General features: G+C 53.6%; 25 protein-coding genes. 6 read left to right on the forward strand and 19 right to left on the reverse strand.

Annotated features, from left to right (window positions below; translation table 11 throughout):
* Positions 1-43 precede the first annotated feature (43 nt).
* The 6 genes from ATG98_RS16185 to ATG98_RS16210 all read right to left on the reverse strand — a co-directional run bounded on the left by ATG98_RS16185 (position 44) and on the right by ATG98_RS16210 (position 5,116).
* Entirely contained in the window at positions 44-397 is a 354-nt protein-coding gene (locus tag ATG98_RS16185) for a YkgJ family cysteine cluster protein (RefSeq protein ID WP_007351395.1), read from the reverse strand.
* Positions 398-465: 68 nt separating this feature from the next.
* Positions 466-834, reverse strand: a complete 369-nt coding sequence (locus ATG98_RS16190; protein ID WP_098418140.1) for a VOC family protein — start codon at positions 832-834, stop codon at positions 466-468.
* A 258-nt stretch (positions 835-1,092) separates the two neighbouring features.
* The gene (locus ATG98_RS22045) at positions 1,093-1,350 is read right to left on the reverse strand and encodes a hypothetical protein (RefSeq protein ID WP_218925879.1); all 258 of its coding nucleotides are present in this window, start codon (positions 1,348-1,350) and stop codon (positions 1,093-1,095) included.
* Between the two features lie 729 nt (positions 1,351-2,079).
* Positions 2,080-2,718 carry a DUF4174 domain-containing protein gene (locus ATG98_RS21615; protein WP_143751119.1) on the reverse strand — a complete coding sequence of 213 codons (639 nt, stop codon included), beginning with the start codon at positions 2,716-2,718 and terminating at the stop codon, positions 2,080-2,082.
* A 73-nt stretch (positions 2,719-2,791) separates the two neighbouring features.
* Positions 2,792-3,646 (reverse strand): mechanosensitive ion channel domain-containing protein, encoded by an 855-nt coding sequence (locus ATG98_RS16205; protein ID WP_228706171.1) that lies wholly within the window; start codon positions 3,644-3,646, stop codon positions 2,792-2,794.
* Positions 3,647-3,745: 99 nt separating this feature from the next.
* On the reverse strand, positions 3,746-5,116 hold the full coding sequence (locus ATG98_RS16210; RefSeq protein ID WP_098418142.1) for a C45 family autoproteolytic acyltransferase/hydolase: 1,371 nt from the start codon (positions 5,114-5,116) through the stop codon (positions 3,746-3,748).
* Between the two features lie 82 nt (positions 5,117-5,198).
* On the opposite strand from ATG98_RS16210, the gene ATG98_RS16215 reads away from it, so the two are divergent.
* Positions 5,199-5,561 carry a hypothetical protein gene (locus tag ATG98_RS16215; RefSeq protein ID WP_098418143.1) on the forward strand — a complete coding sequence of 121 codons (363 nt, stop codon included), beginning with the start codon at positions 5,199-5,201 and terminating at the stop codon, positions 5,559-5,561.
* A gap of 20 nt (positions 5,562-5,581) precedes the next feature.
* Here the strand turns inward: ATG98_RS16215 and ATG98_RS16220 are convergent, their stop codons facing one another.
* Together ATG98_RS16220 and ATG98_RS16225 are read right to left on the reverse strand one after the other, a co-directional pair.
* Positions 5,582-7,111 (reverse strand): diguanylate cyclase domain-containing protein, encoded by a 1,530-nt coding sequence (locus tag ATG98_RS16220; protein ID WP_098423836.1) that lies wholly within the window; start codon positions 7,109-7,111, stop codon positions 5,582-5,584.
* Positions 7,112-7,323: 212 nt separating this feature from the next.
* Entirely contained in the window at positions 7,324-7,881 is a 558-nt protein-coding gene (locus tag ATG98_RS16225) for a CAP domain-containing protein (RefSeq protein ID WP_098423837.1), read from the reverse strand.
* A 186-nt stretch (positions 7,882-8,067) separates the two neighbouring features.
* Between ATG98_RS16225 and ATG98_RS16230 the strand changes: the two genes are divergently transcribed.
* The 4 genes from ATG98_RS16230 to ATG98_RS16245 all read left to right on the forward strand — a co-directional run bounded on the left by ATG98_RS16230 (position 8,068) and on the right by ATG98_RS16245 (position 12,310).
* Positions 8,068-8,961 carry a CHAD domain-containing protein gene (locus tag ATG98_RS16230; protein ID WP_228706172.1) on the forward strand — a complete coding sequence of 298 codons (894 nt, stop codon included), beginning with the start codon at positions 8,068-8,070 and terminating at the stop codon, positions 8,959-8,961.
* A gap of 214 nt (positions 8,962-9,175) precedes the next feature.
* Complete coding sequence (locus ATG98_RS16235; protein ID WP_098424475.1) at positions 9,176-11,086, forward strand: 3-oxoacyl-ACP synthase III family protein; 1,911 nt, start codon at positions 9,176-9,178, stop codon at positions 11,084-11,086.
* 139 nt (positions 11,087-11,225) lie between these two features.
* Positions 11,226-11,411 carry a hypothetical protein gene (locus tag ATG98_RS16240; protein WP_098418148.1) on the forward strand — a complete coding sequence of 62 codons (186 nt, stop codon included), beginning with the start codon at positions 11,226-11,228 and terminating at the stop codon, positions 11,409-11,411.
* Between the two features lie 23 nt (positions 11,412-11,434).
* Entirely contained in the window at positions 11,435-12,310 is an 876-nt protein-coding gene (locus ATG98_RS16245; RefSeq protein WP_098418149.1) for an ADP-polyphosphate phosphotransferase, read from the forward strand.
* 99 nt (positions 12,311-12,409) lie between these two features.
* On the opposite strand, the gene choV is transcribed toward ATG98_RS16245, so the two are convergent.
* From choV to ATG98_RS16265, 4 genes are all read right to left on the reverse strand, one after another.
* Positions 12,410-13,591, reverse strand: coding sequence for a choline ABC transporter ATP-binding protein (gene choV / locus ATG98_RS16250; RefSeq protein WP_098423839.1), 1,182 nt, complete (start codon positions 13,589-13,591; stop codon positions 12,410-12,412).
* Positions 13,588-14,436, reverse strand: a complete 849-nt coding sequence (gene choW / locus ATG98_RS16255; RefSeq protein WP_098418151.1) for a choline ABC transporter permease subunit — start codon at positions 14,434-14,436, stop codon at positions 13,588-13,590. The genes choV and choW overlap by 4 nt, the downstream gene beginning before the upstream one ends.
* Positions 14,437-14,591: 155 nt before the next feature.
* Complete coding sequence (locus tag ATG98_RS16260) at positions 14,592-15,521, reverse strand: choline ABC transporter substrate-binding protein (protein WP_098418152.1); 930 nt, start codon at positions 15,519-15,521, stop codon at positions 14,592-14,594.
* Positions 15,522-15,828: 307 nt separating this feature from the next.
* Positions 15,829-16,998 carry an alkane 1-monooxygenase gene (locus ATG98_RS16265; RefSeq protein WP_098423840.1) on the reverse strand — a complete coding sequence of 390 codons (1,170 nt, stop codon included), beginning with the start codon at positions 16,996-16,998 and terminating at the stop codon, positions 15,829-15,831.
* Between the two features lie 136 nt (positions 16,999-17,134).
* Between ATG98_RS16265 and ATG98_RS16270 the strand changes: the two genes are divergently transcribed.
* A complete protein-coding gene (locus ATG98_RS16270; protein WP_098423841.1) occupies positions 17,135-18,160 on the forward strand; it encodes an AraC family transcriptional regulator in 1,026 nt (341 codons plus the stop codon).
* A gap of 10 nt (positions 18,161-18,170) precedes the next feature.
* Here the strand turns inward: ATG98_RS16270 and ATG98_RS16275 are convergent, their stop codons facing one another.
* The 7 genes from ATG98_RS16275 to ATG98_RS16305 all read right to left on the reverse strand — a co-directional run bounded on the left by ATG98_RS16275 (position 18,171) and on the right by ATG98_RS16305 (position 26,172).
* Positions 18,171-18,548 carry a hypothetical protein gene (locus ATG98_RS16275; protein WP_098418154.1) on the reverse strand — a complete coding sequence of 126 codons (378 nt, stop codon included), beginning with the start codon at positions 18,546-18,548 and terminating at the stop codon, positions 18,171-18,173.
* 247 nt (positions 18,549-18,795) lie between these two features.
* On the reverse strand, positions 18,796-19,239 hold the full coding sequence (locus tag ATG98_RS16280; protein ID WP_098423842.1) for a Replicative DNA helicase: 444 nt from the start codon (positions 19,237-19,239) through the stop codon (positions 18,796-18,798).
* Positions 19,240-19,291: 52 nt separating this feature from the next.
* Entirely contained in the window at positions 19,292-19,948 is a 657-nt protein-coding gene (locus ATG98_RS16285) for a peroxiredoxin (protein WP_098423843.1), read from the reverse strand.
* Between the two features lie 162 nt (positions 19,949-20,110).
* Complete coding sequence (locus ATG98_RS16290; protein WP_098423844.1) at positions 20,111-20,737, reverse strand: hypothetical protein; 627 nt, start codon at positions 20,735-20,737, stop codon at positions 20,111-20,113.
* Entirely contained in the window at positions 20,724-21,686 is a 963-nt protein-coding gene (gene asd, locus ATG98_RS16295) for an archaetidylserine decarboxylase (RefSeq protein ID WP_098423845.1), read from the reverse strand. The genes ATG98_RS16290 and asd overlap by 14 nt, the downstream gene beginning before the upstream one ends.
* Positions 21,686-24,394: a glycosyltransferase gene (locus ATG98_RS16300; protein ID WP_098423846.1), complete on the reverse strand. Its 2,709-nt coding sequence runs from the start codon at positions 24,392-24,394 to the stop codon at positions 21,686-21,688. Before ATG98_RS16300 ends, asd begins: the two co-directional genes overlap by 1 nt.
* 2 nt (positions 24,395-24,396) lie before the next feature.
* Positions 24,397-26,172 carry an aminotransferase class III-fold pyridoxal phosphate-dependent enzyme gene (locus tag ATG98_RS16305; protein ID WP_098423847.1) on the reverse strand — a complete coding sequence of 592 codons (1,776 nt, stop codon included), beginning with the start codon at positions 26,170-26,172 and terminating at the stop codon, positions 24,397-24,399.
* Positions 26,173-26,391: the final 219 nt, after the last annotated feature.

Here is a 26,391-nt window from a genome sequence, read left to right on the forward strand (position 1 = left end):
CATTATTCTCTCTCAATTATCGAATGGACACAGCGCAAACAGTTTACACCAATACCTGCCGCGTATTAGCAATGTAGTGATGGATCTGGCGCTCAACTTTGGCGCCAATCATGACGTCTGGGCGACGACCGTTAGGGCAGGGCATACTGGGTGTTGTGCCAAATAACCGGCAGATTAAAGGGCGCTCTCCGTACACCGTGCAACCATTGGGGCCCAGGTGCACACAGCTAAGGTCACCGAGTGCGGCTTCATGTTCGGCATCTGTTTTTACAGGCAGGCGCGATATTTCTTCCGAAGACGTCGTCACCGGCCCGCAACAATCGTGACAACCCGCCACACACTCGAACGATGGAATCTGCTCGCGCAGACGCGCGATAATATCTCGATTTTTGTACATCTATACCCGCCATTTACCTTAAACATAAACTGTGGTTCAAAAGCCCGATGTGGTTCCAAAAGACCCTTCTACCGATATAGCGCGCAGATTTTGTTGCCCGAGGGGTCTCTTAAATAGGCAATGTATAAGTTGGCTCCCCCGCGAAGCCCGGGTGGGTTTTCGCATGATGTGCCACCTTTGGCAATGCCGGCAGAGTGCCAGGCATCGACTGTTGCGGAATTTTCTGCGGAAAAGCCGATGGTGGTGCCGTTACCATGACAAGCGGGTGCGCCATCAATCGGTTTTCCTATCGCAAAGGTGCCGCTGTTCGTTCTGTAAAAGCAGCGCCCTTTGTCATCCACCAGACCTGGCTCGTATCCTAGAGCGCCAAGAATTGCATCGTAAAAGATCTTTGATTCCTGAGCATCGTTTGCACCCACCATAATGTGACTGAACATGCTTACTCCCTTTATAAAATGCGAATGGTTTGTAATGGGCTGTTGCCCAGGGCTGAGGTATTGTCGGGGGAAAGCGAAGACGTAACAAGCCGAGATTCATCCGCCGCTATATTGGGCATCATTGCGCGCAAGCCATTATTCTTTTAAAAGGATATAAAACACGAAGCGAGGTTAGCGAGGCACTTTACCAGGACCACCGGATGCACCCGGTTTTTCACAGGCCCCCTTCAAGGAGCCTGTGTTCCTCCCATTTCAGATTCAGAAGTTAAAGCCAATACCGGCACTGTACGCCCAGGCGCCATCGTCGAAGTTATCGTTAGCTTCGCTCGCACTATCAAAGAATACTTGATACTCCGCCTGAACCGTAATGAAGGTTTTGGGCATAACGTAGTACTTCACGCCGGCTTCTGGCCCAGCAAAGAAGGTCTCATCGACACCGTCTCCATAGATGCCGCCAATGTTTGCACCAATAAATGGCTGCCAGTTACCCGCATCAAAATGATAGTCGGTGAACACCCGGGTTGCGCCGCTCCAACTAGAATCATTTTCGCTGTCCGCAAAGCCAACACTTTGGCGAAGACCAAAAGCGTGCGGTCAGAGTAAAATTTACCCAGATCAAAGCTGACACTGCTTGTATTGTTATCAAAGTCCGAATCGCTTGCCCCTGAACCCGTAAGAGTAAAGAGACGATCTCCGGCCTCAGGTCCAGCTAATGCTAACGCCGGCGATACGGCCAGACAAAGAACAGCCACAGAATTTTTCCATTGCATAGCGCTTACTCCTGCATGATTCGGCAGCATGTAACCAAAATGGCAGACCACCGAATATTAACGAACACTATGAGCGTAGAGCAGACTCGAACGGTTGGTGATCGCTTAGCAGCTTTTGTAATGTCTGGCGCAGATGTCTGTCACAAATATACATATTTAGAGTTGCTACGGGTTGGCGTGTTTATACTCTCGCCCAATATGTACTTTGAGATTTAAAAAGCCTTAGCTTGCAGCACTCTTAATTATTTGTTTTTAAGGTTTATTTTGACGTTACTGATAATTTCATTGAGGGCAAGTGCCATGAAAAGCGACGTATTATTATAGGGTTATAAGCAGTTCTTCCGGTGGTTTCTAGTGTTTTTATGGAACACATTCAGAGTAAATAAGGGCTAATTGCGATAAAAAGATGAAAAAATTTTAATCAAAAACGCTCGAATTTTAAATCATCAGGTCTTTCTCATGAACGCCTGAGACATCAACTTCGCATCTCGCTTTGACGCATGGGCATTGCGTCAATTTTCAGGAATATTGCCTTTAAGTTCGCACGGTCTAAGCGCAACTTTACGCCACCGTCTTTACCAATCAAAACCACCTGGCCCGGCCCATGCCCATAATGCTCTCGCGTGTGGGTTAATAAACCCTCTGACAACTCGCCCGTGTAGTTAGTGAACGTGCGATTTCCTTTGAACATGAACCAAACAATGCCCCGGTCTTTGATTTCAGATGTCCTGTTTTCAAAAATGGTTAAAACATCGCCGTCGTTCTGAACGTTATCAATGATGATAACCCTATTTTTCCACTGCAGGCCGGTGAAGTCAGTAACCATAGGTGACTCCTTAACTTGTGCATTTTTTCGTGCGTTATCTTGTGCGTTGCCCTGCGCGGACATACTGAAAAAAAGAAAAACCAGTAACGAAAAGCCCGCGATCGACGCAACAATGACTTTTAAATAGACCAGAATTTTTTTCTGAACAGTGGGGTCAGGCTTTTTAGAGAAACCGAAGTAATTCGCACCGAACAGACCAACCCCACAACTCTCGCAATAGTTTTTCGAGTATGAAATTCTTAGCGCTGAAGGCTTGAATACTTTCCGGCAACTATAGCAGCTAGGCATAGTGATCACCGATTCCTTGAAGTCATAACGTTACCCGTATGTGCTTACGTTCAGAGCGAATCTCGAACTCTATTCAGGGCTTTTTGGTGGAATAATCGGTGTCGGCGAAAACCTCTGAAAGAATCGCTTGCTCAATATAACTACGTTGCCCCGGTTTGGCTGGCAGCCTGACGGTGAGGTGAATCTCGCTGGCTACCGGAACCTGAATGGTCACCCGTGGGTCTACAGAAGGCACTTCCAGGCCCCGCGAAACGCCAACTTTATTCATATATTTGCGTACAGATTCCAGATAGGGCTCGCAATGGCGGTTGGCCGAAGCCAGCAGTGCTTTCTGGGCGGCATGCCAGTCGTCCTCTCGCTTGAAGGGCACGGTAAAAACATGAAAATCCCAGTGGTCGGTAAAACTTTCGTTGATAACTGGCTCAGACAAAAACAAGGCATTGGGTATAACGATCATCCGCCCGGTGCGCTGGTGGGCTGTTTTGCCAGGGCCCACTTCAAGCACCGTCGTGGCCAGTAAGGTCTGATCGATGACATCGCCCCGGAAATCCTTGACCTGAATGCGATCGCCCAGATTGAAAGAGCCGGCACCACTTTTTAATATCGCGCCGGAAATACAAAGAATCAATTCTTTGGTGGCGACCACAAAAGCGACCGCGATAGCGACGATGGACAGGGCCAGGGATCGGATCTGGTCGCCCCAGATCAGCGCCAGACCCAGTATTCCCAATAACAGGAAACCGTTGCGAAAATTCATCAGCAGCCGGCCCCGCAACTCCGACGACGCAACGTGCCGACGAATAAAGCGGGCTGTCAGCGTCCGCAGAATAACGATGGCCAGCAACAGCAAACCAGTGCTGATCAGCAGCCGCCAAATAGCGTCGGGCAACGAAAAATTCTGAGGCATCAACGCCATAGTTTCGAGCATATTTCAGTCTCATGACAGGTAAATCAAAGGGGTATTGTCGGGGCAAAACGAAAACGTAACAAGCCGGGATTCACTGCTCGTTCTGTCTCCCTGTTATAGTCAGATTTTCAACGCTGAAACCGGAGTGCGACATGACGCAGAGTTTGGAGCTGTCCGGGCAGATAGAGCATATCCGCAAATTGACACCCCTGGGTGCCGCCGAAAAGCTGATCGGCCTGCCGGCGGACGACAGACTGAATGCACAGGATAGTGCCAAACCCGGGCTACCTGGTCGGCATAGTCTTTCCAGCAGAACGACTTTTCTGACCGCAGGCGCTGTTTTAGTGTTTCCAGTGCCTCAGGTTGCCCTACCACCGAGGCTGGCAGGTACACCAGGCTCTGCAACAGTTGCTGGCGAGTACTCGCCGGCAAATTGTAATCCGACTCAACATACGGTGTCGGGTTCGCAGGAACCACCGTAACGTTTTCCTGTACTTTAAGACCTGCTGGCTTTCCAAGGCTGACCGTTTTGTCCGACGCCTTGAAATCGGCAAAGCTATGTTGCCAGGCTTTTTCCCCAGGCCAGTTATACGACATGGTTCCACTCAATGGTTTGTACACAGCGGTGTAAACCGTACCGAACTGTTGTTGATAGTTGCCAGAGAGCAGGGGCGCGGCTAAGAAGGCGCTGCGAAGCTGCGGCTCCTTTATTTTTTTGCCCGCCAGCAATTCGTCCAGAAACTGTTTGCGCTCGACGGTTTTAGAAAACACCGCCTGCTGAGGCCAGGTTACTTGTGTCTGATGATTGGTAATACAGCGTTCGCGAGTAACAATCGCGGGCTGGTCAGGAACTAACATCACGGTGGCAAAATCCCCTTGCCTGTCGACCAGGGTGACGTTGTAGGCCATATGCGAAGGCACCCGTTGCAGCACCTTTATAGCCTGCCTGACGTTCCCGCAGGTCTGCAGCACATAACGCATGATAAAGGGGATGCCGAAACCCTTTCCCACCTTGTTGCTGCCGCCAAAGGTTAGCGAAGCGACAAGTCCTGACGTGTTCATGCCATCATTCAGCCCCCAAAGGCACTCATTTGTGCCGATAATCTCTTGTCCCAACCAATTCGATTGCGTCACCAGGTTCTCGGATATATCAGGGCTAAGGTCATAGTTGCGGATCAGTAGCGGTTCTTCATTGAGTAACACCGCTTGTGAACAGCTCACCAGATAGGCCGGCGGCTGGTGCCCCGTCAAAAACTGAGCCGCAACAGGGCAGTCATTACTCGCCTCCAGAAAGCGTTCGTAAAGCGGCTGCATTTCCGGCATGACTGCCAGAAGCTGACGCTGCGCCTGCCTGAGTTCAGCCGGGTTGATATCTGCACGCTTTTTCTGGCCATACCAGGCTTTGTAAGCCGGCCAGTAGTCGTTAAAAACAGCTTGCCATTGCGTATCGATCGTCTCGATTGAACGTGCGCAGAAGGTAGTCGGTAGCATGTGTTTCCCCGGATAATTGCGTTATGAGTCGGATGTCACTATGATCCATACTGTGAACAATTAGAGGGAGGATGTAAACAGTATGGTCCATATTGATTTTCAAGATCTGTCACAACGACGGGTAAAATCCACCGATATACCGGGTTTATTCAGTTTGTGGCGCATTGAGAACATCGCCACGGTTTACCGTACGGAGCGCGAATATCAAAGCGGCGGTTTCGGCAATCCAGACAAACATCCCTATGTCTGGGCCGTGGCCTTACTGGTCGACGGCCTGTGGGCGCGCGTGCACAATACCCGTGACCAGGGCAGGGAGTGGAGTAATCTGGGCCGGCTGGAAATATGGTTGCGCGAGCAGGGCATCTCGCGCTGGCAGGTTGTTAATGATTTAGAAGAAGTAGGCGGCAAAAGGATAGGTGACGCTTATTACACGCCACCAAAATAACCTTTAAAGGTGCAGGCCGCCTACAGTACTTGATTGCGCCCGGCTTCCTTGGCTTTGTAAAGTGCAGCATCTGCCTGTTTTATCAGTAATGCAGGCGACGTTTTTCTGGTCGGGGTCAGACTACAAACACCGGCGCTGATGGTAATCACCGGCGCCACATCCGAGAATTCATGAACAATTCCAAGCGCCTGAATTGCAACCCGACAGGCCTCCGCGACCGCCGCTGCATCCTCGGTGCCCGGCAGCACCAGAGCGAACTCCTCACCGCCGTAGCGTGCCGCCAGATCGGTGGGCCTCTTTACGACCTGTTGCAATACTTGCGCGACCTGCTTCAGGCACTGATCACCGAGTGGATGACCATAAGCATCATTAAATGCCTTAAAGGAATCTATATCCAGCATAACCATCGAAATTGGCTGGTTCTGGCGTAAAGCCCTGAGCCACTCCTGCTCAAGATAAAGATCAAAATGCCGGCGATTGGCAAGCTCCGTCAGGGCATCGGTCAGGGAAATCTTCTCCAGCTCGCGCTTGGTTTTGTTCAGTTCGGCATTCTGCCGCAGGCTTCGCACAGCAAAGAACACCAGCAATGCGATGAATGAAAAACCGAAACCAATGACCAATAGAGGTAGATAGCCCCGCCTAGCACTCACAAACGTCGCCCCGGGCATGGCTTGAACCACCCAATTTCGGCCCGCTACGGGCGCAAGGGGTATTTCGTGAATCAGGCTTCTCAGCCAGCGCTCATCACTGGAGCGGCCAGTGCTGTATATTACTTCTTGGGCCCCATCTGTGCGATCCACAATCTGAACCAGAATGTTGCTGTCAATCGCCGTCGGAATCGACTGCTTGACCAGTTCACCAATCCGAAAAACGCCGTTCATAAAACCATAATGGCGCACCGCCCGGTCCTCCGCAGTGGTGTCGGCTACACCGCGGTACAAAGGCGCGAAAATCAGCAAGCCCTTTTGATTGTCCTGCTCCTGCACCAGCTCGATGGCAGCCGTCGAGACCATTTTCCCGGTTTCCCTCGCGGCCAACAGGGCCTCCCGCCGTTTCTCCTCGCTCGACAAGTCAAAACCGATAGCCGGCCGATTATCCGCTATAGGCTCGATGAACTGCACAGGAGCGAGCCAGGGCAGCTCCTCAGCTGGAATTGTGCTAGCCGTTGCGGGCATCCCATGCAACGCAAACCCGGGATACCAACTCTGCTGCCGTTGCTCGAACCCGGCCCGGTCTTCCTGACGGACAACTGGGGCCCAAGCAAACGCCTTGAGGGCGGGAGAGCGCTCAAGTACCTGCCGGGTCAGCTTTTCAAAAAGCTGTGCATCCATCTCCGGCATCATGCTTACAGAGGCCTTCAAGGCGAACAGAATTTCAAGGTTCAGCCGCACTTCACGTTCAAAGGCGGTCGCAAGCTGAGTAACATCTGCACGAAACTCTGCGGTGATGCTTTCGTTTTCTTCCAGGTACAAGCTACGGCTGAGGGCGGCACAAAACGCCAGACCAATTAACGCGAGCAGAATCACCACCATTGAGGGATGCCGGTTCATAGAGTCCCAGTCGCTATTTCAGCCGCTGGCTTAGCCAGTATCCCGGCCATTGCAGGGGTGAACTCATTCCCGTGTATATTCAAAGTATGAATCTCTGTTCCCTTGCGAATTTGGCGGGCAGACCTACTTCGGCGCCTACAACAACCAACAGGAACGTTAGCAAATGTAACAAAGTGTTACACGTTATTCTTGCGTTAGTTAACAGATCCTCATTAACGGGGCCGGGCAAAAACCTGGGTCCAGAAGGGAGAGTATTGCGAGCCCGGCGCCTCAATTCTCGCCGCGCCCATTTCGGTGAATTCGGCATGCATTATATTGGCACAGTGTCCCGGGCTTGAGAGCCACCCATCAACCACCTCATCGACAGAGTTCTGGCCCGCCGCAATATTTTCGCCCACCGCCGACCATTGGTAATGTCTTTCACTTACCCGCTCGCCGATCTGAGAACCTTCAGAGCCGGTGTGGCTAAAAAATTCCAGCTCCGCCATATCTTCCGAATGGCCTCGGGCGGCTTCCTCGAGCTTGCAGCTCCAGGACAGCGGGTCTACGGCGTTAAAGTCCTCGTTGCCGCATTGCCTTGGCTGACTGCGAGCTTCATTCACGCTATTCAGCAAAGATCGATCGGTTTCGTCCATTTCGCAGTCGCCGGCCACAAGAAAACCGGAAAATCCCATAAAAATTAGCAGAGTAAGGGCGCTCGACAATCGGGGACATAAGAAAGTCATCACATAGCGCGAACCCGACATGGTTACCGTAGCCTGTTTCGGCATCTGACTCTCCTCGCTTTTAGCGAAATTGATCCCTGCGCAGCTGATGTTTAAATCTTCTAATGTACGGCATCCTGAACAGCACAATATCCTGTACAAGAATAATTCTATCAGAGCATCGACAATACACTTATTTCACACCAGTATTCTGTAATGTTGATAGTGTTTAGATAACGTCAGCTGTACCCATTGAATAAAGAGCGGAGTGAAGTAATGCGCTGTCGTCTCAATTCTACCGGTAACTTTGGCAAGCAGCTCAAGCGGCTGATGCAGTCAATTAACGAAGAAATCGCTCTAGCGCTTCTGCACGCATGCAGGGTTCCAGAAACGGGTGTTCATGAGGCTCGAAAAAGCTGCAAAGAAGTGCGTGCTCTACTACGGCTGATTAGACCCCAGATTGGTAAAACCGAGTACAGCCGCCGGCAAGACCACTACAAAACAATTTCCGGGAAGCTTTCCGGCAGCCGAGACGCGGCGGTTCGTGTAAAAACCTGGCGGGAGCTGATAAAAGAAAACGCCGCGTTGCAGGAACAACGATACGACGCCATTGACCGTTTCCTGTCTGAACAGCAAAAACTCAATACACTTGAGGTTAAAGGTCGCGAATTTTTCATGGAGCTGGCTCTAGAAGTAGAAGCTCAGAGCGCAGCTCCTAAAGAATGGGATCTTCCAAAGTCACTGTCGACACTTATGCCCAACCTCAAACTCATATACCAAAATGCCCGTTACGCCGAGAAAAAGGCGAATAGCTCTGACGAAATCGAAGCTTTTCACCAATTTCGAAAACGATCAAAAGACCTGTTCTACTGTTTACGCGTATTGCGCCCGATGTTGGGCAAAGGCCTGAAGTCAAAGATAAATAAGCTTGAAGTAATGACAGAACTTCAGGGCTTGGCCAATGACCAAGCCGTATTGCTCGAATACCTGGCAGATCATCGCCACGAAATTGATCTGGACGATGAACAATGGGACTTAGCCGAGGCATGTATCGTTGCGAAACTTCAGGCGCTTCAAAAGCAGACCCACAAACTGGCGAAACGCCTTCTTTCAGACTCACCAGCTTCCTTCATCAAGTCTCTATAGCTTTCAGCGTCGGGTCATCACCCCTCGCTAACAATACCCCAGGTGATGGCGATTACCCACTGCGAAAACCTGCGGCCAATAACGACTATACTGTTTGGTACACAACATCTAAAAACTGGCGAATTATCGCGGCAAAGTTTGATTTCCAAGGCCGGCAGAGGCGCAAGCAGAATCTGCAGAAATGCAATTTCTTATTAGCAAGCAAGGCGAACTCATGAAACCGTTTCGACTGAACAAACATGGAAAACTGGTGTTTCCCTCAAGTATCTTTATTGAGCTCGATTTCTCGATTATTACCGATCTTAACCAGCTGAAGGCGATCATTCGTCGCGACTTCGAAGTGAAGGCTCCGACTGGAACCGAAATCGCCGAGCGGGCGGCTGCGGGAGGCTATGCAACGCGCTATGACCTGTTGCGTGACATCGGCTTGCACCTTTTCTGGGCGAACCGTTACGCGCTGGTGATGTACGACAAGCAGCCGATGCGCTGGCGTGATGTCCCGCGCAACCGCGACGATGTCTTCGTACCTCTGTTGCAGCCCTTGGAGGGGCGGGAAGCCAGGTCCGCAGGCATCCGCGATGCCTACGCGCAGCTGCCGGCGAAGTGGAACGGAGTGGCTGAGGACGAGCTGTTCGACATGCTCTTCGACTGCTTCTCGACCAAGCTCTATCTTGCAGCGTCAATCCCACCGATCAAGGCCACGATTGCTGAGGCGCTCGCCACTGCGGGTGCCAGGACAACCACCCTCGGCAACTACAACCCCGATCACTATCACTACAGCATCGACGACATCCTTGATGTCTCAGAGGAGCAGGCCGAACTCGAGGCGCTCCGGCGCTGGGCGATGGTGCTGCACAACCAACAGCCCTGGGACCGGAGCCAGGCCAGGCTGAAGCCGTTGGCCGAGATGCAGGATGACGACATCGTCGTGCTGTATTATCCGAAAGACCGCCACGTGCTCGACTTCATCAACCGCGAAAAAAGTGATACCACCGTCGCGAAGCAGGCGCCTACGCCCGATTCTGGCGTCGAGCCCGTGAGACCCTATCCGCCGCTGGTGATCGGCGACGATGCGCCGATCCAACCGAAGATCGAGGCGCTGGCAATTCGCAAGGGTGAGGTTATCTGCTCAAACGAGGATGTAGTCCGGAACTCCCCACCCTCGTGGTCGCCGATGAGCGCGGAGGAAATCGCCGACAAAACCGGTATCGAACGGCGCCGTTATACAGCCGAGCCGCTGGAGAATATCGCCCTTGAGGCCGCGCGGGCAGCGATGAAGCATGCCGGGCGCGGGCCAGAGGAGATCGGTGCAGTGCTGTTCTGCTCCTGTACCTCAAGCCGACTTATCCCGTCGACTGCCACCTGGCTCTCAGGCCAGTTGGGCATCATGCAGACCCATTGTTCAGCGGACATCGTTGCTGCGTGCGCCGGGTTCCCGTACGGCGTCGCCGAGTCCGTCCGCTTGCTGCGGGAGATCGAACGTCCGGTCCTGCTGGTCATGGCGGAGAAATTTTCGGACAAGATCGGCAATGCCCGACCGTCGCGGATGATCTTTGGCGACGGGGCCGCCGCCATGGTGATCGCACCGTCCGACGGTGAACGTGACATTCATGTGGTCCAGACCTATGCCAGCGGACCCTTCAGTCAGGTGAACTCCATCATCTGGCCGAATCACGACTTCGACAACGACATCACGGTCTATGGCCCCGAGGTTAAGGCGCTGGTCAAGCGCTACCTGAACCAGATGATGGGTGAGCTTTCCGAGCTCGGACTTAAGGTTGACATGATCGTGCCCCATCAAGCCAACAAGAAAATGATCATCGAGCTCGCCAAGCCCCAGGGGATCGACGCCAAGGACATTTACTTCAACATCACCGAAATCGGCAACGTCTCTGCGGCGAGCATCCCGATCGCGCTGGCCGACGCCGTCTTAGACGGGACGATCAGCAAACGGTCGCTAGTTTTCGCTCCGGCCTTCGGCGCTGGAGCCGTCGGTGGCTACGTTATTCTGTCGCTGGACTCGTCGATGGTTGCACCGGAGGTGACCACCGCCCCCGCCATGAGCCCATCACCGACTAAGGCGCATTCCTCGATTGAAGATATCAAGGAGGCGTTCCATACATAAGTTCTCATTTCAGCGAATTGACGAGCCGCACCTGTTGCGCCTTTCTCGCGCCGAAAGTGGGAAACGCTTGTGATCTGGCACCATGGGCATAGGGTAAAGGTGATTAGAAAAGGTATCTCATTGTGTGGAGGAAAGGGATATGAAGTGGATTATATTGATCATTATTGGCGCTGTTGTGGCCTTCTGGCTTTTTCGGGGCCGCGGTAGCAACAGCATTGAAGATCCTGAGGTGAAAATATTCGAGGAAAAGGATTACTACCTCACATCCGATGACAACTCATCCGATGACAAGTCCTCCTCTGGTGACAGCAACCCACGCCACTGAGTTGTTGCAGGAGTGCACGCGCAATGAAGACGGCGTTCGATACTGATCAGTTCCGCCTAAAAGAGGGGCGTTCTGTGGACCTCGGCCAGTGGCCGACGAGAGTGGATCCTTTTTACACATCGAAGAAGGACTATGAAAAGCGGCTCCACAGCCAGGTAACTGAGCTGAGCGACCTTCAAAAAATGCACTACGCCTCTAACCGCTACGCGATTCTGCTTATTTTTCAGGCGATGGATGCAGCCGGCAAAGACGGCGCTATTCGCCACGTGATGTCCGGTGTTAATCCTCAAGGCTGCCAAGTTTTCAGCTTTCAGCATCCCAGCGCCATGGAGCTGGACCACGACTTTCTCTGGCGCACAAACAAGGCAATGCCGGAGCGCGGTCGCATTGGCATTTTTAACCGCTCCTATTACGAGGAAGTGCTGATCGTGCGGGTGCATCCGGAAATCCTGCATGGCCAGAACTTGCCAGATTCATTACTGGACGAAAATATCATCTGGCGGGACCGATACCAATCCATCGCCGATATGGAAGCGCACTTGCACCGCAACGGCACGCGCATCTGCAAGTTTTTCCTGCATCTTTCCAAAGAAGAACAGCGCCAGCGATTCCTGGATCGCATTGATGAAGCCGATAAGAACTGGAAATTCAGCTTGGCTGATAGTGAAGAACGGAAATTCTGGGATGAATACATGAGTGCCTATGAAGCCTGCCTGAGCAACACCAGCACTGACGATTCGCCCTGGTATGTGGTTCCTGCTGACGACAAGAAGAACGCGCGACTAATCATCGCTCAGATCATCATCAACACGTTCAACAGCCTGCAGATGGCCTACCCAAAAGTTACCCCGGAGCGCCGGCGCGAACTGGAGCAGATACGCAAAACGCTATCCGACTGATTGGCTAGGGTACCAAAGGACCGTCGTGGCAAACGGGGTCTGACATATGACGTCGCCATAGATCGGATCTGGTTACCCCACGCTGGTGTCCGCCGGACCCTAGCTGTCGTCTAAATGTTTGCCCAGCATCGCGTGGTAAAGCTCCCGGTCGCCGATGGCGCCGGTGATTTGTCCGTCCTCTTCCACCAGCAGGCTATGACCGGTGAAGTACCGAATCTCCACGGCATCCCGCAAGGGGGTGTCTGGCGCGATGCGGGTGGGCTGCTGGGCCAGGCTTTCGATAGCCTGCCCTTCTTGCCAAAGCTGGGTCTGGAAGGTTTGGCCACCGCTGGTGACCACCGCTTTTTCCGCTACATCCGGTGTGTGCAGCCAGATACCGTAGCGTTTATTGATGCAACGATTACCGCTGGCGTCTTCCTGTATCTGCCCGATAGGCAGCGCCAGGGAGCGCGCGGCCAGAACATTGAGCGGATTGGTGCTGGCAACAAAGCTTTTGACGTAATCGTTCGCGGGTTGCAGCACAATGGCTTCCGGCTTGCCATGCTGAACGATCTGGCCGTCCTTCATGATCGCAATGTGCGAGCCCAGCTTTAGTGCTTCATCCAAGTCATGACTGACGAACACAATGGTTTTCTGCAGTTCTTCCTGCAGGGTCAGCAGTTCGTCTTGCAACTGGTTACGAATCAGCGGGTCAAGGGCAGAGAAGGGCTCGTCCATCAGCAGAATTTCCGATTCCGTTGCCAATGCCCGGGCCAGCCCCACCCGCTGCAGCATACCGCCGGACAGCTCAGCCGGTCTGGACTTTGCCCAACCGGAAAGGCCAACCAGCTCCAATTGACGCGCGACTTTTTTGCGGCGCTCGGCCTTGCCCAGGCCCTGCAGCTCCAGACCAAAAGCGACGTTGTCTTCCACTGTTAGCCAGGGCATCAGGGCGAAGTTCTGAAACACCATGGAAATGCGACGGGTACGAATGTCCCGCTGAACTTTATCGTTGGCCTGGGTGAAATCCACCATCTCACCATCGTGCCGAATGCGAATGGCACCACTGGTGACATCGTTCAAACCGTTAACACAGCGCAACAAGCTGGATTTGCCGGAACCGGACAGCCCCATCAAAACGCAAATCTCACCTTTCCTGACACTCAGGCTGGCGCTCTGCACACCGACTACTAATCCGGTCTGGTCACGGATAGCGGCCCGGTCAAGGCCCTGTTCAATCAGCGGCAGCGCGCGTTTGGGATTTTTGCCGAAGACGACATTTACATTCTCAAATTCGATCATGATGACGTCTCCTTAGCATCACTTTGGCGGAAGAACCGATCCATCCAGATGGCCAGCAGCACAATCGCCAGACCGGCTTCAAAGCCTTTGCCGATATCGACCGTATTCAAAGCCCGAACCACCGGGACACCCAAGCCATCGGCGCCAACCAAAGCAGCAATAACAACCATTGAGAGCGACAACATGATGCACTGAGTAATACCGGCCCCAATGGAGCTCATGGCAGCGGGTAGCTCAACCTTGAACAACAGTTGCCGGTTGGTGCAGCCAAAGGCCTTGCCCGCCTCGACCAATTCTTTCGGCACCTGGGAGATGCCCAGGTGAGTCAGCCGCACCGGTGCGGCGATGGCAAAGATCACGGTTGAAATCACGCCAGGAACCACCCCTAAACCGAACAAGGTCAGCGTCGGGATCAGGTAAACAAAGGGTGGAATGGTTTGCATCAGATCCAGCACCGGCTGCAGGAATTTGTACAGCCAACGGCTATGAGCCGCATAAATGCCCAAAGGAATGCCGATCACCACACACAACAGGGTGGCGTACAACACCAGTGACAGCGTCGCCATGGTGTCTTCCCAGTAACCAATATTCCAAATTAGTAAAAAGCTGAAGGCGGTAAAAACGGTCAATCCCCAACGGCGATGACGAAGGTGTGCCGCCACAGTAAAAAGCAATACCATAGCGCCAGGCGGTACCCATAACAGGGCATCGGTCAGGCCGTGGATCATGCTACTCAGGGTATCGGAAACAGTGTCAAAAAAGCCGCTGAAATTAACGACCAGAAATTCAACAATGCCTTCGACGAAGTCGCCGAAAGGCAGTTGGTGCTCAGTTATCCAGCTCATGGCGTTCAGTCTTGTTGGGTGCAGGCCTTGGCCGACACCGGAAATGGGAGGTGTTCGTTACAAAATCGGGCGCTCTGAACCGGTCAGTTCAGAGCGCCACCAAAGTATTCTCTAAAGTATTCTCTACAAAATTCCCATTAGTGCTTTCTTCAGTATTACTTGAGGAACGCCTTAACGGCAGGCAGCGCTGCATCGCCGTTCAAGGTCGTAACACCTTTGAGCCAGCCATCCAACACGGCCGGGTTGTTGGCGAGCCAAGTGTGAGCAGCATCCCGTGGCTCTTCGCCGTCGTTCAGAATGGCGCCCATCACTTCGTTTTCCATGGGCAGTGAAAACGTCATGTTCGTTAGCAGTTTGCCCACGTTCGGGCATTCGTTCAGGTAATTCTTACGCACGTTGGTGTGAACGGTTGCGCCGCCGTAGTTGGGGCCAAAGAAGTCGTCACCACCGTTAAGGTAGGCCATGTCATGATTGGCGTTCATGGGGTGCGGTTCCCACCCCAGGAATACCACCCATTCATTACGACGCACTGCGCGGCCCAGCTGGGACAGCATGCCAGCTTCGCTGGACTCCACGAGCCGGAACTCACCAAGACCAAACGCATCTTGGCCGATCATGTCCTGAATCAGACGATTGCCATCGTTGCCGGGCTCAATGCCATAGATACGGTCGTCAAATTGGTCGGCGTGCTTGGCAATGTCGGCAAAACTGGTCACACCGGCATCGTAAACGTACTGCGGTACCGCCAAAGTGTATTTGGCGCCTTCCAGGTTAGTGATGACGGTTTCAACATCACCGCTTTCCAAGTAAGGGCGTACGTCTGCTTCCATGGTGGGCATCCAGTTGCCCAGAAACACGTCAATGTCTTTGTTCTGAAGTGACCGGTAAGCCACGGGCACCGACAGCACTTTCGCTTCTGATTCGTAGCCCATGCCTTCTAGCACTTCGGAGGCCAGCGCGGTGGTGGCAGTGATGTCGGTCCAGCCAACATCGGCAAAACGAACGGTTTGACATTCGGTGTTCGGAGCCGCCGCCGCAGCGCCACTGATAGCAAGGCCAGCAAAGGCCAAAATAAGCTTTTTCATTTGTCGTTCTCTTTTATGGATTGTCGGTCACAACGTTAGCGCTGTGCGTTTTTCCAATCATGGTGCCCGCACAGGGTGGTTTTAGGCCACGGGTGTGATCCGCACATTAAAGATGGTGGGCGCTGTCCGTGGCTCTTCGCCCCGGAGCGGATCGAACGCCGATAGCGCTCAGATTTGAACGATCACCCAAAAAGTTGAACAAGCGTTCAATGAACATAGGTTAATGCTATGAAGCCTAAATATCAAACGCGCAAAAAAAAGCTCGAAAAATAAGGATTTAGCTTTAAAACTCCTCAACGCAAATTCCCTACCGTAAAAAGTATCGGTTGATCATTTTCTCTTTTGCCGGTTTGTGGAAGTTAATTTTTTTACTGTCGCCGTCCACATGTTTGACCAATCTGGGGTTCATCACCACAAACCACAGTGGCGGGACGTAGGCGAGAACGAACATGCCGAGGTAGCCGTTTGGCAGTGTCGGCAAATTGTCGAAGTGGCGTAGCGACTGGTAGCGACGGGTCGGGTTTGCGTGATGATCTGAGTGGCGCTGTAAATGGAAGGTCGCCCAGTTTGAAAAGATATGATTACTGTTCCAGCTGTGGTGGGGCTGAGTGGGCTCGTAACGACCGTTTTCACGTTTTCTCCGCAGTAGGCCATAGTGCTCGATGTAATTAGCCGAGGTGAGCTGGAACATTCCCCAGAGGGCGATGGCAATAATAAAGGGCAGAATTTCAATGCCCAGCAATGCGACGGCGGTTCCCCATGCGAATATGGTGATTAACGCCGGTTGCAAAATCTCATTGTTAAGGGAGCAAGCCGGCTTGCCGGCTTTGTTTAAGCGTGTTTTTTCAATTTCCCAGGCGCGGAGGAAGGCGCCAGGAATTTCGCGCAACGCAAACCCCCAAATGGTTTCGCCCATGCGTGATGAAGCCGGATCGTCCGGTGTTGCAACGTCGCGATGGTGGCCTTTGTTGTGCTCGACAAAAAAATGACCATAGGCGCAGGGCGCAAGAATAATCTTCGCCAGCCAGCGTTCCATCCGGGTTTTTTTGTGGCCCAATTCATGGCCCAGATTAATGGCTGTGCCTTGAAGCGTACCGATCACAAGCACAGTCGCAATCATGCCGTGCAGGGGGGCATCCTGCGTACCAATAAACCAGACTCCGAGCGCCCATATTGCCCAAAGCACAGGAACCAGTAAGTAGGTGACATAGCGGTAGTAGCGATCTTGTTCAAGCTGCGCCACAACCTCTTCTGGCGGGTTGTTGGCGTCTTCGCCGAGCATCATGTCCAGAACCGGAATCAGCACGAAGTAAAGCGCCAGTGGAGCCCACAGCCAGAGTGCATTGCCGCTGGCCAGAAATAGGCCGGGGCCTAAAAGAGCCAGCATCGGTACCAGAACGGACAGGGCCCATAAATAGCGCTTACGATCTCGGTAGATCTCGCCTGATGGAGTGGTAAAAACGCCGGCTTTGTTCATGGTAACGTCCTTATAGGGATGGGGGCATTTAGCCATATTGGCCCTTTCCGCCCGCGTCGATCACCGTTATAAGTGGCATTTAGTCGTCAAATAGTGCCATTATGATGGCTGTAAATGGGTGGAATGCAGGAGATGTATGGCGTTATTGGCAACGGAAAGACTTCGCCCCGCGATACACCCGACCTATGCCCGGTTGGTGTGTGCACATTTGCGTCAACAGGGCTTTGATAACGAGACGATTCTGCAGGGCACGCGGTTGCAGTGGGAACAATTACTGGGCGGGAACCGCTACCTCAGTCTTGAGCAGCTTGCGCGTTTATTGCGGCGCGCCACAGCGCTCACCCGAACACCGTGGCTGGGCCTGGATATCGGCGGCATTACCTCGGTTTCTGCCCATGGGGCGCTGGGTTACGCCATTGTGTCGGCGCCGAATCTTCGTGTGGTGTTGCACACTCTGGCGCGCTTCACCCGCTTGCGTTTTCAGTTGGTGAACGTCGTTATTTCTGAAACCGACGAACATTTTACCGTGCGCACGGAAGAGCTGTCGGCGCTTGGCGATGTGCGCGAATTTGTCTATAGCGCGCTGCTGGTGACCTATCTTCAACTGGTCGACACCGTGACCTCACAGCGCTTGCGCAATATTCAAATTGAATTGCCGATACCGCGCCCGCAGTGGGCAGACGTTTACGAACAGCGTTGTGGTTGCCCGGTGATGTTTGATGCGCCGGCGTTCTGTTTGCAAATGCCGGTGAGCGTGCTTGATACGCCTTGCCTTACCGCCGATGCCGGCACCTTTCGCACCGCATTGCGGGACTGCGACAATCAGCTGCGCCAGCTTGATAACGGCGGTGCGTTGAGCCAGCAGGTGAGCAATTGTTTGCTGAACAGCCCGGATGGCTATCCGAGCCTTGACGATGTGGCGTCCAGATTAGCCATGTCGCGACGCACGTTGATCCGTAAATTGAAAACCGAGGGCACCAGCTATCAGGATCTGCTGGATGGAGTGCGGCAAGAACTGGCGGCCTGGTATCTGTTGGAGACACAGATTACGGTTGAGCAGATCGCGGAACGACTGGGTTATCAAGACACCTCTAACTTTAGCCGTACGTTTCGTCGCTGGTTTGGTACGACCCCTCACTCCATGCGGAGCGGGGGCATATAGCGCTGCCCGATTAGGGAGTTTGGAGCACCGCTTTACTTGAACGCAGGAGTTGGATGATCGAGGCGGCCGAGCCAATCAACATCACTGTAATCAGGATCGCAGCAAAAAGTTTTGGCTCACCATCGGCATAAGCCTGCCAACTCATAGTCGAACGCCAGCTAAACGTTGCGCAGAGCAGTAGCGTGGTCAATCCGGCGGCTATTAATGCCGGCCAACGACCGCCCTTCAGCAACCAGAATCCCCACAATGCACTCAGTATCCCGAAGGTAGCACCTGACATCAAAGCCGTTTTGGCTGCCGCCGGATTGGAAGCAAATCCCACCAAACCACACACGATCAAAAAAAGTCCGTACCCGATATACCAGCGGCCAATGCTTGTTCTGCTCATTTCTATCCGCTACCGATTAGTGTTGAAAGAAATTTTAGACCGTCTCGTTCGCCAGTCAGTTCAGGGTCAGAGAGAGGCCTTGCGCGTCCCGAATGATGAACATTCGTTCCGATTAGGCGATTGCTCATTCGACAACGTGCGCGGCCAATAGTTTCGTATGGATCTTCAATTCTTAGCTCTTGGTTTCAAACAATAAGCGCTGCGCTTTCTCATAAGCCTGCTTCCATTCTGCGCGCGGTGCTAAACGCTACGGCCGTGTGGAAGTGGCCTGGCCTGCTAATAGTTTTTCAAGCAGCTCATCTATTTCTTTTTTAAATTCTTTATCGTCAATCCTGTCAGCGCTTATTTTCGCATTTTCAAGATTTTTGATGGCTGCGTCAGTCTGGCCTAATTCTATTTGCAATGTCGCCATGGAAAATGCGATGGATGACATATGGTCTTTCGAATCCATAGCGACGGCTTTTTTCAGAGCTTTTTCATAACCAACCAGAGCGTCTTCGATCTCTTCTTCAAAGTCGGCCAGTGTTTCCCATTGTTCCGGGTGATCTTTATCGGTGTTTTCGTTATCGGTGCAAACAGCCTTCAACTCTGCATAGAGTGAATTGAAGGCCTCTCTGTCATCTTTATCGGCAGCCTTCATTAGCTTTTCAGCTAACTCATAGACGGACTTGTGTATTTTGGTATTAATCATTACGAACCACCTGCTGCCGATGCTTATTGCAATAAAAATTTAGCTGAATTGCTTACTTCTTAGGCGCCTTTGCAAAGCGCAGGTACGGCAATTTAATGTCGAGTTCGCCGAACTTCTCTTTTGCCTGCTCATCGTTCAGAGCCAGCCCCACAATCACGTCCTGACCGGGAACCCAGTTAGCAGGCGTTGCGATACCGGCCCCGTCTGTGATCTGGACAGCGTCTAGCGCACGCATGATTTCCGCGAAGTTGCGACCTACAGACATGGGGTACGACATGGTCAGGCGAATCTTTTTGTCCGGACCAATAATGAACACCGTCCGCACGGTAGCACTGTTGGCAGGCGTACGATTCTCGGGCAGATAGGCACCGGCCGGCAGCATGTCGTAAAGTTTGGATACCAGCAAAGACGTGTCATCAATAATCGGGAAGTCGGCAGCCGCACCGGAAAACGCTTCGATATCGCGCTTCCACTTCATGTGCTCTTCAACGCTGTCTACCGATACGCCCATCACCTTGGTGTTGCGTTTGGCGAATTCAGGCACGAGCTGAGCAACCGCACCAAATTCGGTGGTACACACCGGTGTGAAATCCTTCGGGTGGGAAAACAGAATGGCGTAGCTGTCGCCAATCCACTCGTGCAGTGAAATCTTGCCGTCTGTGGAATCCACAGTGAAATCTGGAGCTACATCGTCGATACGAATAGACATAATTGTATTCCTTGGTTGTTTTGACGGAGTAAAAGCGACTAAACCGTCGCTCTGCCTGCTCTGGTTAAGCTGCGCCGAAATCCAGGGGATGAATATCGCCCGGGTTCATCGTACTGCGGACCATCCGGAGATTATACATAGTTTGCATCGCCAAGCGGCTTTCTAGGTTCGCGGGTTAAGAGGCGCATCGTCGTACCAGTTCTCCATGGTGTCGTACATCTCACCCTTGAGGATGAAGTAGGGCGATTTCTGGTAGATTTTGATGTCGTGAAACGGGTCGGTGAAAATCTTGGTCATCCACACCAGACCAGACTGCACCCCCATCAGTTTGAACAGATGTACGGTTCTGAACACCACGGCACCCAGGCCGACAAACAGCCATAACAGGGCCGTGTTGCTGATGAATTCAACCAGATCCGTTGCCGGAGAGAGCGGGCCGAGCAGATCGGGGCTCAGCAGCAGTGCTACCGGGGTCAGCGCCCAGATCGATAGCAACACCACCTTGCGGTTAAGGTTGTAGCCCACTTTCACACGTTCCTTGAAATCGTGGCTGGCCTTGTTTACCTCATCGTAAGTCTTCGGTTCAAAAAAGAAATGGCCTGTTTGGCGCAGTGTCATCGCCAGTAGCCAGCCAACAAGAGCCGCCGCCGCCGGATGAAAAAACACCAGGCCATAGCTGATCAGAAAACAGCTGGCGCTGAGCAGATGCAAAAACTGGTTGATCCGGTTGTGGTGATAATAGCGGTGATCGTCCCACCGTTGTTTTTGCAGTTCCTCACGAAATGTCATGGCAGCGTCCTTCTACATCAACTGTTGCAGTGGGTTCTTTTGATAGGTTGGAATTGTGCAAAGGCCGGGCTGGAAGAGGGTGGCCCGACAACAGCGCTTCACCCATTCTGACCGGCTCACCTTCGGCGATTCCAGGGCTTAGCTGATAGTGCTCTGAGGCAAAAACAAGGATGGTAGAGCCATGCTGGAAGTAGCCCATTTCCTGACCTTTGCGCAGCGTCGCATTGCACGGAATCAGGTTGGCACCCCGATATTTCAGATCCAGCGGCTCGGCCAGAAAATGAAATTTCATGCTGGCCACCAGAATGGCGGCTACTGGCACCAGCGTCAGGCTGTAGTCTGATTGGCCAAACTCCAGCTCCAGAACTGCCCGTTCGTTTTTGCAAAACAGTTTTTCGACTTTTTTCAAGGCGATGGGGTTCACGTTCCAGGTGTCCCCGGACACATAGTTCACCCGGCGAATCTCGCAGTCTACCGGCGCATGAAACCGGTGATACATGCTGGATTTAAGCCGCAGGGTTACAAACTGGCCGTTGCGGTAGCGCGCTACCAGCCTGGCATCCGGGATCAGTTCTTCCAGGGTGTAGGGAAAACCCTTGGCCTGAAACAGCCGGTTGTCGCGAATGCGGCCGCAGGCGCCAACGATGGCGTCGCACGGGCTGCTGACAGCATCCGGCCGGCTGTCTAGCGGGCGCAGGCCGGGTTTCAGCTGCCGTGTGAAGCACTCTTGCAGGCTTTTAAAACGCGGGTTTTTGGCGTCCTGTAACCGAAGGTCGTCACAGAAGCACTGCCAAATGGCAATGGATAGCCGGGTCAGGGCCGGGCTTTCAATACGGCTGAACCAGCCCATGAACAAGGTGAGCCAGCGCCGGGGCAGGCGGTTGGTCAGCAGGAAGTTCAGTTGTTCACCGGTGGTTAAACCAGGCGTTGCCTTATTGGCCGAGCTCACTAGGCTACCGTCACTTCAGCGTGAACCTGTTCCGGGTAGTCCAGCCCCAAATCCTCAAGAAACTTCCGCATGATGGGTTCTGCCTGGAACCGGGCTGCGCGTTTGCGAGCATTCTCGGCCATAACATGGCGGTCGGTTGAGCCGCTGAAGAAATCCGCAACGGCTTCGGCCATCGTGCTTACATCCTCCGTCAGGTAACCGCTAACTCCGTGCTCAAGGATGTCTTTCGGCCCCTTACAGTTGTAAGCCACTGCGGGCATGCCGTGAGTGAAGGCTTCAAGCAGCACGTTGCCGAAGGTGTCAAAACGCGAAGGAAATACAAACAGATCCAGCCCCAGATACAGTGACGCCAGTTGCTCCCGGGTTTGCCAGCCTAAAAATACGGCATCCGGCATGGCTCGCTGAAGGTCTTCGCTGGCAGGGCCTGAGCCGGCCACAACGATTTGCAGGTTGGGCAGTGAACGGCGCGCTTCCTGAACGATTTCGGGCAGATCGAAAATGCCTTTTTCGCGGCTTAGCCGGCAAGCAATAAACAGCACTGGGGTTTTGGCGTTGGCGCCTGGAATCAGGTCCGACTTGCGGACAGGTTGCACCTGAAGATCCCGCGGAGCGGTGTGGTGGGCGGTCAGAAATACTTTGTCTTCTGGCAGCTGCATTTCATGTCCGGTCAGCCAGTCTCTGTGTTCACGGTTGAGCACGAACACACCGTCAAACCGACTGTAGAGCGCCCGCATCAGGCGCCGCACCCGGTCTCTTTCGTGCTGATTCAGATGGGTGGTGTGGGCTATAAAATCAATCCAGTCTGTGTGCATAAAGAAGTAGCAGGGCACGTTGAACATCTGTTGCAGAAACAAGGCAACCAGTGCCATGGGGCCTTCGGTGGAGCAGACAATCCGGTCGTAGCCGCCTTCATAGAATATGCGGGCAATTTCCATCACATCCGGCACCCGCAGGGTTTGATCGCCGAAGGGGTGCAGGTCAATGTCCGCAATGGGCCGAACCACGCTCAGGTGGGGCTCGGGCACGGCGTCGGAATGGCAGATCAGAAAATCAAGCGGCAGGTTGGTGCGTTTAATCTCTTTGAGCTTCCCGCTCAGCGAGGTGGACACGCCGTTTTTATCCAGCAGCGTGTCGGTCAAACACAACGCCCGCCGGGAGTGCTCGTTTTTGCCAAGTTGCCGGGCGAACCGGTTGAGCAGATCGCGGTTTTGATACAGCACGCGGGTTGAGGCAAGAGTAGACCCAGCCAGTATGGTGCTGATCAACACCGGGAACGAGAGGTTGTTCAGAACCTCGGCCAGGTTAATATTGCTCATGTTGTCTTGGCGCTTGCCGTCGCCCAGAAACAGGGCCGTGAGCTGGCTGGGTATTTCCAGTTTGCGGGTTAGCTCCTCGGTGGAAAAATCTTTCAGGCTGGGGCCCTGGTGCTTGTCCACTGCTTTGCGAATCCGTTTGGCGATCAGGTGATTCAGGTGGTTGAACAGCTCGCCGATGATCTGGTTGACGGTGTCCACAAACGCTTCGGGATTGTTGCGCTTGCTGTCGGCGATTTTATCCAGCTGGGTAATGCAGAACGCGTAGTCTTTTGACGCCTGCCATTTCAGAAACCGCGCGGGTTTCTTGCCTTGAAGTGCATCGTGTATGAGCGCGAAAAACACGGTGGTTTTCTTGTGCTTCTGCATTTCCAGAAACAGGTTGGCGACCATAAAGCAGCCCATCTTGTCCCAGGTAGACCCGCGGTGAAGGAGAATTCGAAGCAGGCCCGGGTCCTTCAGTTTGGTGGCCGCCTGGGCGAGGTAATCCAGCAGGGCGATGTTGAGTTTCTGGTTCTCGCCAACGTTGCCGAAAGGCGCCACCTGGCCGTTGCGCAGTGCTTCCAGTGCCAGATCGGATGCGGGTTGGGTTTTCAGGCGTTTTTGCAAATCGGGCACGTAAAGCTGTGAGCCACAAAGGCCGGCAAAAATGCCGGTGTGGTCGTCAGAGCCGCCGGTCACCACTTTGGGTTTATCCGGGTTCACCCCAAATTCTGCGGGGTCCAGTTTGTGCTTGCGGGCATAGGCTCGAATGCGGTCTGGCGTCAGGCTTTGCACCCAGTTCAGTGTGAGCACGCTCTGCCAAAGATCCCGCTGGCCGTTCAGCACTTCAAAGCGCCAGAACATGACCGCCAGCTTTTCGAACAGGCACAAATCAATCCGCTCGTTGCGGCTGTAGAAATAGAGCGGATGGGGCAGAATCACCGGGATGTCATAACAGGCGGCATAGCGCAGAAAGTCGTAGATATTCTGGCGCTTCTCGTTAAGGAGTATTTCCTGTTCGCGGGTGAAGCCGTAAGTGAGCACGTGAATAAACAAATCGTACTCGGGGAAGAAACAGGTGAACTCGCAGCCCACCAGTACATCCACGCCTTTGTCTTGAAGCGCCCAGCAAGACCGCGCGTTGTTGTGGTTGGTGACGGTCACCACGGAACTGCCGTTCTGCCCCAGAACCTCCACCAGTTTCTTGGTTTTAATCCAGGTTTCGGGCAGGCGCAGTATTCGGCCCCAGAGTTCATCGGGCACGTCGCTGTTGTGGTCGTGGCAGTGAAAGTCGATCTGCAGGCAGTTTTCGGGGTCGAAACGCCGGGCCTGCTGACTGAGAAAATCGTCAAATTCTGCTCTAAGCCCATTACGGAACTGCGGTTCGCCGTTGCTCTGGGATTGCATAGTCATACTCAACCCACCTTTCTGGAGTATTGATCCTGGTTCGTCACCGGGCCGGAACCGGGCTCTTTACCCGATTCTTCACCCGACTCTTCACGAAATGTTGCCAGCGGGCCAGACAGCCTGCCTGCAAGAAACGGGAATCGGGCTGTCAGCATGTCAACCAGAAACTGTCGCTTGATCGCCTTATTGGTCAGCTCCGGGCTTTGCCACCACCAGCCGTCTGCCTGCATTTGATGGGCGGCGCTGACAAACCGCTCAATCACCTGGTTGAAGTCGTCATCGGTAAAGCGGTAAGTCATGATCAGCCGTCCGGTGCCGGTCCAGCTCAGCTCAAGGCCAGCCTGTCGGAGGTAGAACTGGAACATCCAGTTGTAGCGGCCGGGCAGGGTATAAAGCACCGACAGAATTGAATGAATGTTGGTGATTCGCAGAGGCAGCCCCTCGCTTTCCAGCCGCTGATTGAACCGGGCCACCCGGGTGTTCCACAGGATTTCGGATTCGAGGTATTGCTGCTGGATATCGGACTGCCCGATACGGTTCAGGAACACATTCATCGCACCCATCACATAGGGGTGGGAGTTGAACGTGCCGCGGGCAAAGGAGACGTTGACCGGCTGGTTGTCTTTGAAGCGCTGCATCAGCTTCTGAGTTCCCGCCAGCACACCGACCGGCAGGCCGCCGCCCAGGGTTTTGCCGTACGTCACCAGGTCCGCCTGTACGCCGTAGAATTCCTGGGCACCGCGATAGGCCAGCCGGAAACCGGTAAAGACCTCGTCAAAAATCAGCACAATGCCGCGTTCGGTGCACACATCCCGAATTCGGGTGAGCCACTCGCTATAGCGCTGTTTGTCGAAACCGTTATTGCGATCGCTGGCGATCAGCGCAGTGTCAGAGGGTGCGTCACTGTTGGGGTGGAAAGCCTGCAGGGGGTTTATCAGCACACAGGCGATGTCGCTGCGGGTGCGCAGTACGTGCAGGGTCTGTTCGCTCAGGTCTGCCAGAGTGTAAACATCGCGGGCTTTGCGGGTGTTACCGATGCCCGGCTGAACGCCGTCCCACCAGCCGTGGTAGGCGCCGCAGAAACGCACAAGATGGGTCTTGCCGGTGTGGTAGCGTGCCAGCCGTACCGCCTGCATGACGGCTTCGGTGCCAGACATGTGAAACGACACCTCGTCTAGCCCGGATACTTGGCGGATGATATTCACGTTTTCAGCAATCAGCGGGTGATACGTGCCCAGCACCGGTCCGAGGGCTTTGGTTTGTGCGATACCCTCATCCATGCACTGTTTGTAGAAGTCGTAGCCGAAAACGTTGACGCCGTAAGAGCCAGACAGATCATAACGCCAGTTACCGTCCAGATCGCGAACCTGGGAGCCCCGGGTTTCATCGGCCATGGAACCGAGCAGGAAGCAGTCTGGCAGTTGCCGGCTGTAGGGGAAGGGCACCCGGTAGCGGCTGGTAAAGCGCACATCTGAAACGCTGTTCTGAATGGCGCGGCAGTGCGCCAGGGTTTCAGCGCACTGCCGCTCGGCATTGGCCTGAAGCCCTCGAATTGCCAGGCGGCGCTGTTGCTGCAACGCTGGCGGCGCACCGTCACTGGCGAAAAAGCCGTGCTCGCTGTAGCTGAAGAAAGGAATCAGGCGGGCAACGCGCCGTGACAGGTTACTGTGCCCCCGGAGCGAGGGATGTTTCGCCCGTGAAAGCTGAAGCCTGGCCGCAAGCCTGTAAATAAGGTAAGGGCTGGCCATGGCTGCGACGGCGTAAAAAACAAAGATAGACGTCATACACACTATTCCTGCTGGATTACGCTAAAACTAGCAGGGCAAGGTGAAGGCTGTGTGTCAGTTTTCCGACAGTTAGATGACAGGGTTGAATGCACCCCCGCAAAATATCTACGGCACTTAAAATATCTAAGGTACTTAAAATATCTACATTACTACACGGTGATGTAACCTTTTGAATACTGAACCGCGCTGCCGGAAATGAATACCCGGTCGCCTGAA

The sequence above is a fragment of the Marinobacter sp. LV10R520-4 genome (assembly GCF_002563815.1).
Taxonomy (GTDB): domain Bacteria; phylum Pseudomonadota; class Gammaproteobacteria; order Pseudomonadales; family Oleiphilaceae; genus Marinobacter.

Excerpts from the sequence above, each read along its gene's own strand:
- ATG98_RS16205 (WP_228706171.1), bottom strand. The coding sequence starts at position 3,646 with ATGCTCGAAACTATGGCGTTGATGCCTCAGAATTTTTCGTTGCCCGAC.
- ATG98_RS16260 (WP_098418152.1), bottom strand. The coding sequence starts at position 15,521 with ATGAAAAAGCTTATTTTGGCCTTTGCTGGCCTTGCTATCAGTGGCGCT.
- ATG98_RS16220 (WP_098423836.1), bottom strand. The coding sequence starts at position 7,111 with ATGAACCGGCATCCCTCAATGGTGGTGATTCTGCTCGCGTTAATTGGT.
- ATG98_RS16285 (WP_098423843.1), bottom strand. The coding sequence starts at position 19,948 with ATGTCTATTCGTATCGACGATGTAGCTCCAGATTTCACTGTGGATTCC.
- ATG98_RS16185 (WP_007351395.1), bottom strand. The coding sequence starts at position 397 with ATGTACAAAAATCGAGATATTATCGCGCGTCTGCGCGAGCAGATTCCA.
- ATG98_RS16265 (WP_098423840.1), bottom strand. The coding sequence starts at position 16,998 with ATGAACAAAGCCGGCGTTTTTACCACTCCATCAGGCGAGATCTACCGA.
- ATG98_RS16215 (WP_098418143.1), top strand. The coding sequence starts at position 5,199 with ATGGTCCATATTGATTTTCAAGATCTGTCACAACGACGGGTAAAATCC.
- ATG98_RS16300 (WP_098423846.1), bottom strand. The coding sequence starts at position 24,394 with ATGACTATGCAATCCCAGAGCAACGGCGAACCGCAGTTCCGTAATGGG.
- ATG98_RS21615 (WP_143751119.1), bottom strand. The coding sequence starts at position 2,718 with ATGCCTAGCTGCTATAGTTGCCGGAAAGTATTCAAGCCTTCAGCGCTA.
- ATG98_RS16305 (WP_098423847.1), bottom strand. The coding sequence starts at position 26,172 with ATGACGTCTATCTTTGTTTTTTACGCCGTCGCAGCCATGGCCAGCCCT.
- ATG98_RS16280 (WP_098423842.1), bottom strand. The coding sequence starts at position 19,239 with ATGATTAATACCAAAATACACAAGTCCGTCTATGAGTTAGCTGAAAAG.
- ATG98_RS16225 (WP_098423837.1), bottom strand. The coding sequence starts at position 7,881 with ATGCCGAAACAGGCTACGGTAACCATGTCGGGTTCGCGCTATGTGATG.
- choW (WP_098418151.1), bottom strand. The coding sequence starts at position 14,436 with ATGAGCTGGATAACTGAGCACCAACTGCCTTTCGGCGACTTCGTCGAA.
- ATG98_RS16235 (WP_098424475.1), top strand. The coding sequence starts at position 9,176 with ATGAAACCGTTTCGACTGAACAAACATGGAAAACTGGTGTTTCCCTCA.
- ATG98_RS16290 (WP_098423844.1), bottom strand. The coding sequence starts at position 20,737 with ATGACATTTCGTGAGGAACTGCAAAAACAACGGTGGGACGATCACCGC.
- ATG98_RS16245 (WP_098418149.1), top strand. The coding sequence starts at position 11,435 with ATGAAGACGGCGTTCGATACTGATCAGTTCCGCCTAAAAGAGGGGCGT.
- ATG98_RS16240 (WP_098418148.1), top strand. The coding sequence starts at position 11,226 with ATGAAGTGGATTATATTGATCATTATTGGCGCTGTTGTGGCCTTCTGG.
- ATG98_RS16275 (WP_098418154.1), bottom strand. The coding sequence starts at position 18,548 with ATGAGCAGAACAAGCATTGGCCGCTGGTATATCGGGTACGGACTTTTT.
- ATG98_RS16270 (WP_098423841.1), top strand. The coding sequence starts at position 17,135 with ATGGCGTTATTGGCAACGGAAAGACTTCGCCCCGCGATACACCCGACC.
- ATG98_RS16210 (WP_098418142.1), bottom strand. The coding sequence starts at position 5,116 with ATGCTACCGACTACCTTCTGCGCACGTTCAATCGAGACGATCGATACG.
- choV (WP_098423839.1), bottom strand. The coding sequence starts at position 13,591 with ATGATCGAATTTGAGAATGTAAATGTCGTCTTCGGCAAAAATCCCAAA.
- ATG98_RS16190 (WP_098418140.1), bottom strand. The coding sequence starts at position 834 with ATGTTCAGTCACATTATGGTGGGTGCAAACGATGCTCAGGAATCAAAG.